General features: G+C 26.3%; 6 protein-coding genes. All 6 read left to right on the top strand.

Annotated elements, in window-relative coordinates:
* Positions 1-105 precede the first annotated feature (105 nt).
* The 6 genes from KMW37_RS17075 (at position 106) to KMW37_RS17050 (ending at position 8,070) form a co-directional block, all read left to right on the top strand.
* Entirely contained in the window at positions 106-597 is a 492-nt protein-coding gene (locus KMW37_RS17075; RefSeq protein ID WP_215225871.1) for an RNA polymerase sigma factor, read from the top strand.
* Positions 598-729: 132 nt separating this feature from the next.
* Positions 730-2,391 (top strand): hypothetical protein, encoded by a 1,662-nt coding sequence (locus KMW37_RS17070; RefSeq protein WP_215225870.1) that lies wholly within the window; start codon positions 730-732, stop codon positions 2,389-2,391.
* Positions 2,392-2,397: 6 nt separating this feature from the next.
* Positions 2,398-4,080 (top strand): hypothetical protein, encoded by a 1,683-nt coding sequence (locus KMW37_RS17065; RefSeq protein ID WP_215225869.1) that lies wholly within the window; start codon positions 2,398-2,400, stop codon positions 4,078-4,080.
* Positions 4,081-4,086: 6 nt separating this feature from the next.
* Positions 4,087-5,634 carry a hypothetical protein gene (locus KMW37_RS17060; protein WP_215225868.1) on the top strand — a complete coding sequence of 516 codons (1,548 nt, stop codon included), beginning with the start codon at positions 4,087-4,089 and terminating at the stop codon, positions 5,632-5,634.
* Positions 5,635-5,950: 316 nt separating this feature from the next.
* Positions 5,951-6,433 (top strand): phage terminase small subunit P27 family, encoded by a 483-nt coding sequence (locus tag KMW37_RS17055; protein ID WP_215225867.1) that lies wholly within the window; start codon positions 5,951-5,953, stop codon positions 6,431-6,433.
* Between the two features lie 29 nt (positions 6,434-6,462).
* Complete coding sequence (locus KMW37_RS17050) at positions 6,463-8,070, top strand: terminase large subunit (protein WP_215225866.1); 1,608 nt, start codon at positions 6,463-6,465, stop codon at positions 8,068-8,070.
* Positions 8,071-8,113: the final 43 nt, after the last annotated feature.

Here is an 8,113-nt window from a genome sequence, read left to right as displayed (position 1 = left end):
AAGCAAAGTATTTATAAATGAAGCAAAAATTAAACTTAAATAAAAAATAAAAAGAGAGAAATTACAAATTGATTAATAACACTTAAATAATTTATAATATGAAAAATGAATCAAAATATTTATAACTATGTAAACAAAATTACCAATAGAATCAAACACAAGAATGATATTGAAGATGTAGTGCAAAATGTATTAATGATCCTGTGCGAAAAGAACTTAATCAATAATGAACTTAATGATACCCTAAAGAACTATATAAAAGGAATTGTTTTTAATCAATCAGTTACTTTTTACAAGGCCATCCACCAGAACCAATACGAATTAAGCCCAAACATCACCTATAAGCTTACGGATGAAGCAGATGATACTAACAATGATCATCAAGTTTCAGAGCTTTATAGCACCCTTAAAACCTATGTATTTAGGCAATATTACAGTAGAGGAAAGAACATTACTAGATGGAAGGTATACTACCTAAGATTAAAAGGGTGGAATTATAATGAAATCTTTGCTAGGCTGGGGATTAGCTACAAAACTGCTATTCAATACTTCTATCTGTGCGATAAAGAAATTAATGGTATAATGACCTATAAATAAGCTATATAGGTGATATAACATATTATTTTTTGTTTTTATTTTATTTTTTTAGACTGGTAAATGTTTACTGGTCTTTTTTGCTTATTGGTGATTATGCGTAAATTATGCCTTTTGTAACTAATTTTTGAATATATGGCTGTTAATCATAACCTAATTACACTCAACCAATTTAATTTAACTGAGAATAAATTTAATCCGAGGAATACACATCAAATTGGGTTTAGCGATGAAGTTTTTGCTCATTTTAAGGGGAAGGAAATTCTGTTTGAAAATGTGACTTTTGTAAATGAATTAAAGTTTGAATTTAAGGATACCACTATAAAATTTAATCAATGTCGATTTAATAAGGGATTTAATTTTATTGGAGATAAAAATAAAGTTGTTTTTAATGACTGTACATATTCTTTAAAAATTAATAATATTAAAGAAATTAATAGTGAATTTAAATTTTATTTTACGGAAATAAACGGAAAAAATAGAGAAGTAATTTCATTTGATAAATTTATTTATAGTAAAAGTATTCTTGTTGATGTTAAGAAATCAGTAGCTATTTCTTCAATAAGTGATGGAGTTAATGAATTTGTTATTTCTGGTAATAATAAAAACTATTTTATTGATTTAATCAGTTTTGAATGTGAAAATTCTCCAAATATTAAATTTAATGGTTGCCATATTGGACGGGTAGAATTTAAGTATAAAAAATACAATGATATTTGTATAGAGGATTGTGTTTTTAGATCGGATAACCTTGCTGGTATTGTTAATCCAAATAAGGATCGTGATTTAGCCTTAAGAGTTTCTGGAATCAATTCATTTAAATCTTCTAAATCTACCTTTGAAAATGTTTACTTTTTCTTTAAAGATAAAACTACTGTTGAATCAATATCATTTGCTGAAAGTAAGTTTAATGAACTTAGTATTGGGCAAGAAGGAAAAGGTGGTAAATGTGATCTTGTTACTGTAAATAAACTAAATATAGAAAACGATTGTACATTTGATCTTCAGCAAAATACTTATAATTCACTGGTACTTAAAAATAAATTTACCAAAGAAATAAATATTGAAGGTGCTACAATCGGTAATCTAACATTTGATAACTTTTCTACTACTGAAGAATTTACTTTTAAGGATGTAGATGTAATTAAAAAATCTAAATTAATTATATATAAATCATTATTTAATAAGGTAATTATTAATCCTTCATTTTTACATAGGTTTAATTCAATTGAAAACTTTCAATCCAAATTTAATGGTATAAATATAGTTAGTTTTGAAAAAGTTAAAGGTAGATATATTGAATCTAAAAGTGATTACAATAGTGTTTTAGGGAAAAAGAAATATAGGCTTGATAGAATTGATTTTGTAAGATTCTTGAAAAAACTAGCTGATGAAGAGGGGGATTTAAATTTATTCCAGAAATATAGGGCATTAGAATATAATTATACCTTAAGAGAATATAAAGGGGTTAATCTATTTGAGTGGTTTAATTTATTATTTAATTGTATAACTAATAATCATACAACTAGTTGGTTTAGAGCATTGGGATGTATAAGTGTTTTGATATTAGCATATTTTTATTTTTTATCATCCCATTTAATAGGTACTAATCAAATAACTGATTATGATCTTATATATCAAAATGCATATATATTTATTAGTCCAGTTAAGTACTTAAATACTTTAAATGGTTATGTATTTCCATCTTGGTATTATGTAATTGATGTTGTATATAAATTCTTTATAGGTGCATTATTTTTTCAAATGATTGCAGCTTTTAGGAAATTTCATAAATAAAATATTATGGCTGCTTTATCAGTTAGGGAGTTTAATATTAATGGTGATACTTGCACTTTCAATAAAGATATTTTCAATTTCACGTATATTGATAATTCCTTTAATGAATTGTTAGACGAAAGAAAAATCAAAATTATTGAATTTAAAAATGTTACCTTTTCAAGAGAAATTGAAATAGCTTGCTTAAAGTTTAAAAATAAAACGATTAAGTTTATTTCTTGTAGATTTGGTGCTTCATTAAAAGGTGATAATAATATAATATTTATTGATGATAATTTTGAATTTTTTGATATTAATGAAGAAAATTCAACTCTATTTTTAATTAAAAATTATTATGATGATATTATTCTAGATAATACTTGGAATGTTAATGAATTAAATATTTCAATTGGGTCAGATATAAAAACTATAAAGATTACTAATGAAGTAAAGTTATTTTCACTTTCTATATTGGGGAGTTATAAAGATCAATATTTTTGTGAGAATATAGATATTTCAAACCAAGAAATAAGATGTTTTTCAATTAGTAATTTGAAAACAAACTACTTTTATTTACCAGAGTTAAGTCTTACTACCTTAACACTAGTGGACTTAACAATTGTTAATAATATTGACAAGGATTTAAGTTTTAGGTTTTCTGATCTTTTAGATATAACAATACAGTCCGTTCATTTTCCAAATCAAATTTTTATTAATAATTTTTGCGATAATAATCAATCGGTTGATTTTGTTAGTATTGGAGATTCTAATAGTAAAAAAATAAATATTTTTTTAAAAGGAGTTAATGAAATAAGAAATGTATATATTAGTGGTGATATAAATTTTTTTATTACTCAATGTTTTATTCATCATATTAAAATTTCAGAATCGTTCTACAATAAATATAATCTTAGATATTATAAGTTTTCTACACTGGAATTTGAGTCATTTTATTCTTATGATACTTTCGAATTTCAGAATATTGATATTATTGGTGATTCTAAACTTGTTATTACTGATTCTAGATTAGATAACGTTGTATTTAAGCCTTCTTTTCTTCATTCTTTTAAATCTATAGAAATTTATAATTCTTCTATTGGAGATATTAAACTTATTGATTTTAAACCAATAATAAGTGATAGAATTAGAAAGAAGGGAGAAATTAAAACTCTAATTAGTAAGAAATATGACTTTATGTATAATGTAAGAAATATAATTTCAATAATTAAAGGAGACAGAAGGGTAAGATTTGATAAAGTGGGCTTTTTGCGTTTTTTGAAAACCTATGCGCATAAGGAAACAGATATAAACTTATATCATAAATACAAAAGAGATGAATATAATGAGATGTTGTTTTCTAGGAAAACTAAGTTTAACCTAATGGATTGGTTTATTCAATTTACCAATTACTTAAGTAATGATCATTCCAATAACCCTATTAGATCAATTTGTTGGATAATCATTATCTTATTTGGCTATTTATCCTTTTTATCTAACAAATATGGTAGTCAAGAAATATATTCCTTATTCATTCATTCACCAGAATACTTTCTAACACCTATCAAATTTTTATCATCTTCAGATATAGATCCAAAATTGAAAAGTAAATTTAGATTAGATGGTATATTTCTTATTGATTATGGATATAAAGTTTTATTTGGATATCTGATTTATCAAATGATTGCTGCTTTTAGAAAATTTAACAAGTAAAATATTATGGGTATTTCTATTGATGATTTTTCGTTAGAATCGGGTTGGTACGTTTTTAAAAATTCTGATACTAGCCATACCAAATTGGATTATGAATTATATGAAAAAATTGGAAGAAATATTAAGTTTGTTAATATCGTTTTTACCACTGGTATTTTTTTACAATTTTTTGGAAAGCAAGTAAGGTTTATTAATTGTAAGTTTTTGGATGGAGCCAAGTTTCGTGGTGCTAATAATAATTTATGGTTTGAAAACAATTTATCAAATTTTGATATTGATGAACAATCAAGTGAAATAAATATTGATGTGGTTGATGAAAATCAAACATTGTATTTTGGAAATGATTTAAGAATTAGGAGATTAGAAATAAATGTTATAAAGGATATTAAATCAATTCAGTTTTCTTTTAGTGATGTTAAGGAGATTAGTATTTTTAGTATGTATAAAAAACCAATTATATCCAACATCGAATTTTCCATTTATAATCAGTTTGAACTTGTTATCCAAAATATTAAAATAAAAAGGATAGATTTAAAAGATTGTCCTTATAAATCTATATCCTTTGAAGGAATTGAATCTGTTTCTGATTATCCCTTGTTTATTGATGTAAAGGATGTTACAAACCTTTATTTTGTGAAATGTAGAGTGAATGAATTACTAGCTTATTCAAGCGGTGGAACTAATTTAGATAATTTTTTTATTGAAGATTGTAATTTTATTAATGGAAGGATTGATTTATCCAGTGATATTCATAAAAACAAGATTAATCATTTTAGAATTATTGATACTACAAATTTTCTCTTTGAAAAGAAAATATATATAAATCGTTTAAGTTTAGAGGGTATATGTGATAATATTATCGTTAATCAATCAACTATTAAATATTTAAATTTCAATGGGATTGTTGTTATAAATAAAGTGGAATTTAATGATGTTAAGATTGATTCAATATCGCAGTTATCTATTATTGATTCTTTACTTAATAAAGTGATTATTAAAACATCTTTTCTTCATTTATTTGATAATATTAATTACGTAAATTCATCAATGGAAGGTGTTGTTATTTCAAATTTTAAAGAAATTTTTCCCATTCGAATTAATGATGATTGTGATAAAATAGAATTTCTTAGATTTCTAAAGACCTTTTCAAATAAACAAGATAATTTGCCACTTTATCAGAAATATAAGGCATTTGAGTTTGAAGAATTACGTAAAAGTAAAGATACTAGTAGAAAAGAAAAGTTTGTGCTATGGTTTAATAAGGTGACAAATAACTATGTTACAGATTGGTTTAGAGCTTTCTCTATAATTATATGTATGATAGGATTTCATTTTGCTTTAGCAACTTCCTATTTGTTATATACTTCTCAAATTAATTCTATTTGGGATACTTCATTAATATTACCTAATATATTTTCTCCATTTAGTTTTTTAGTTTCTCTTAAACAATTTACTTTCCATAATGGTATTTACTTTTTTGATTTCGCTTATAATTTAATTTACGCTTTAGTCCTTTATCAAATGATTGCAGCTTTTAGAAAGTTTAATAAGTAATTGATACCATTCTAATTACTTATAACTTTTTGTTTTTTTATTTTGTCTTATAATGATATGCGCATTATGGCCTAATTGATCCAGTTGTTATTGGTTTAATTAGGCTTTCTTTTTTGGGCGTAAATTGATACGTATTTACTTACTAATAACCAACTCTTATTGATGATGGGCGTAAATTTTTTAAAATTATTTACGAATGAAAAATAGGGGTATCCCCCTTTAAAATATTTTTAAATATTGCTATACAACCGTATTAGTGGAGATAGACTTTTTTACTCGAAAAATTCATAGGAGGGGGTAAAGTAGAAATTAGATTATGGGAAGAAATCATATACCGCTGGAAATAAAACAAAAAAGAGGAACTTTTGAAAAAAATAAATCTGTTGAAAATTCAATGCAACCAGATAAATTACTTCCTAATTCTGAAATTAAAATTCCTACTTTTTTAAATCGATACGGTAAAATATTCTTCCAAAGTATGTATCAAAAACTTACGCAAATGGGCGTATTAAGCAATACTGATATTGAAGTATTAAGTGCTTGTAGTTTGGAATGGGGAAAGTACATTGAAGCTCAATATAAGATCAAAAAGAATGGTGCTGTTACAGTAAGTACTAATAAGAATGGTAGTACCTATGAAATGGTTAGCCCTTGGTTATCAATTGCAAATAATGCATTAAAAAACTTTATTACTTTATCTTCTAAACTTGGTTTAAATCCAGCCGATAGGCAAAAAATAGCTTCAGCACCAATTGAAGAAAAGGGAGTTTCATTAGAAGATTTTTTAAGCAATAACTAATTACACTTATTTTTTAAGCTTTAATTTTTTTGACTGTTGATTTTTCCAAAATAGATACATCCAAATATTACTTTGATAAATATACCGCTGATAGGGCAATAAGATTTATTGAGGGCTTTTGTTCTCACGTAAAAGGGGATCTTGCTGGTAAGCCTTATGTTCTCCAGGAATGGGAAAAGGAAATTGTTAAAAATTTATTCGGTTGGAAGTCAATAAAGACCAATCTAAGGAAATATAGAGAGGCTTTTATTTTAATACCAAGGAAGAATAGTAAATCAACTTTGTCTTCTGCTATAAGCCTTTATATGATTTTGGCTGATGGTGAAAAGGGTGGTGAAGGGTATTTTGCAGCCAGCACGAGGGAACAGGCTAGAGTTGCGTTTGATATTTTAGGAGGGATGATTAAGAATTCACCGGAGCTTTTAAAACACCTTAAAATTTTTAGAAATTCAATCGAATACAGCAAATCAAATTCCTTTTTTAAAGTGGTAAGTGCTGATGCTGGAAGTCTTCACGGTGCTAACCTATCATTTGCTTTGGTAGATGAAGTACACAGCCATAAAGACGGTGAATTATATGATGTGTTGAAGACCTCAATGGGAGCGAGAAGCCAGCCCCTTTTAGTCAGTATAAGTACTGCTGGGAGCAACAAACATCATATTTGTTATCAACTATACGATTACAGCAAGAAGATAATAAACGGAATTATTGAGGATGAAACATTCTTACCAGTAATATTTGAAGCTGATGAAAATGATGATCCTTTTTCAATCGAAACAGCAAAAAAGGCTAATCCTAGCTTTGGTAAATCTATCAAGGAAGAATATATAATTGAGCAAATCAATAAGGCTAAAGCCATTCCAACTTATCTAAACACCTATAAGCAATTACATCTTAATATTTGGGTAGATAGTGTAGAAGCTTGGGTAAGTAATCAAGATTGGATGGCTAATAATATTGATTATGATGAAGATGATTTACTAGGAATGGATTGTTGGGCTGGGCTTGATTTATCAAACAATAGAGATTTAAATGCTTTTGTATTGGTATTCCCACAAAACAACGGAAAATTCAAAACCTTATCATATACATTTTTGCCCTATGAGAGTGCCAAATTAAAGGATAATATCAGTTCGGGTAAAGCATTTTTGGGATGGGCTAAAACAAAGAAAAACCACCTTTATTTAACTGATCTAAGGGTTAGGGATGATGATTTTATCATCAATAAAATAATGGAAATAGCAGATAAGTTTAAAATCAAAAATATTGCCTATGATAGATGGGGAGCTGATCAACTGGTTACTAAGCTTGAAATAGAAGGATTAAAGTTTACTTCATTCGGCCAAGGTTATAAATCTATGTCACCAGCAATTAAGAAAAGTGAATCATTAATTTTACAAAAGAACCTTCTTCATAATAATAATCCCGTGTTGAAGTGGACAATTAGTAATGTCAAGATTGTAAAAGATGATGCTGGTAATGTGAAGATGAGTAAAGAGAGGTCAAAGGAAAAAATTGATAATGCTGTTGCTTTGGTAATGGCTGTAGGTCAATATTATATTGATAAAAACGAGGATTTAATTAATGAGGAAAACAATAAATCCCCTTATAATGATGGTGGTTTTTTCTTTTTGTAAAGATTGATAATCTATTAATTACTACTAATAATATTTATTTCAA

Origin of the sequence: Echinicola shivajiensis (genome assembly GCF_018642165.1) — a bacterium.
GTDB classification, from domain to species: Bacteria; Bacteroidota; Bacteroidia; order Cytophagales; family Cyclobacteriaceae; genus Echinicola; species Echinicola shivajiensis.
Note: the sequence above shows the minus strand (reverse complement) of the source record. Positions and strands in the feature narration are given on the sequence as shown.

Coding starts and splice junctions, on each gene's coding strand:
- KMW37_RS17075 (WP_215225871.1), top strand. CDS start 106: ATGAATCAAAATATTTATAACTATGTAAACAAAATTACCAATAGAATC.
- KMW37_RS17070 (WP_215225870.1), top strand. CDS start 730: ATGGCTGTTAATCATAACCTAATTACACTCAACCAATTTAATTTAACT.
- KMW37_RS17065 (WP_215225869.1), top strand. CDS start 2,398: ATGGCTGCTTTATCAGTTAGGGAGTTTAATATTAATGGTGATACTTGC.
- KMW37_RS17060 (WP_215225868.1), top strand. CDS start 4,087: ATGGGTATTTCTATTGATGATTTTTCGTTAGAATCGGGTTGGTACGTT.
- KMW37_RS17055 (WP_215225867.1), top strand. CDS start 5,951: ATGGGAAGAAATCATATACCGCTGGAAATAAAACAAAAAAGAGGAACT.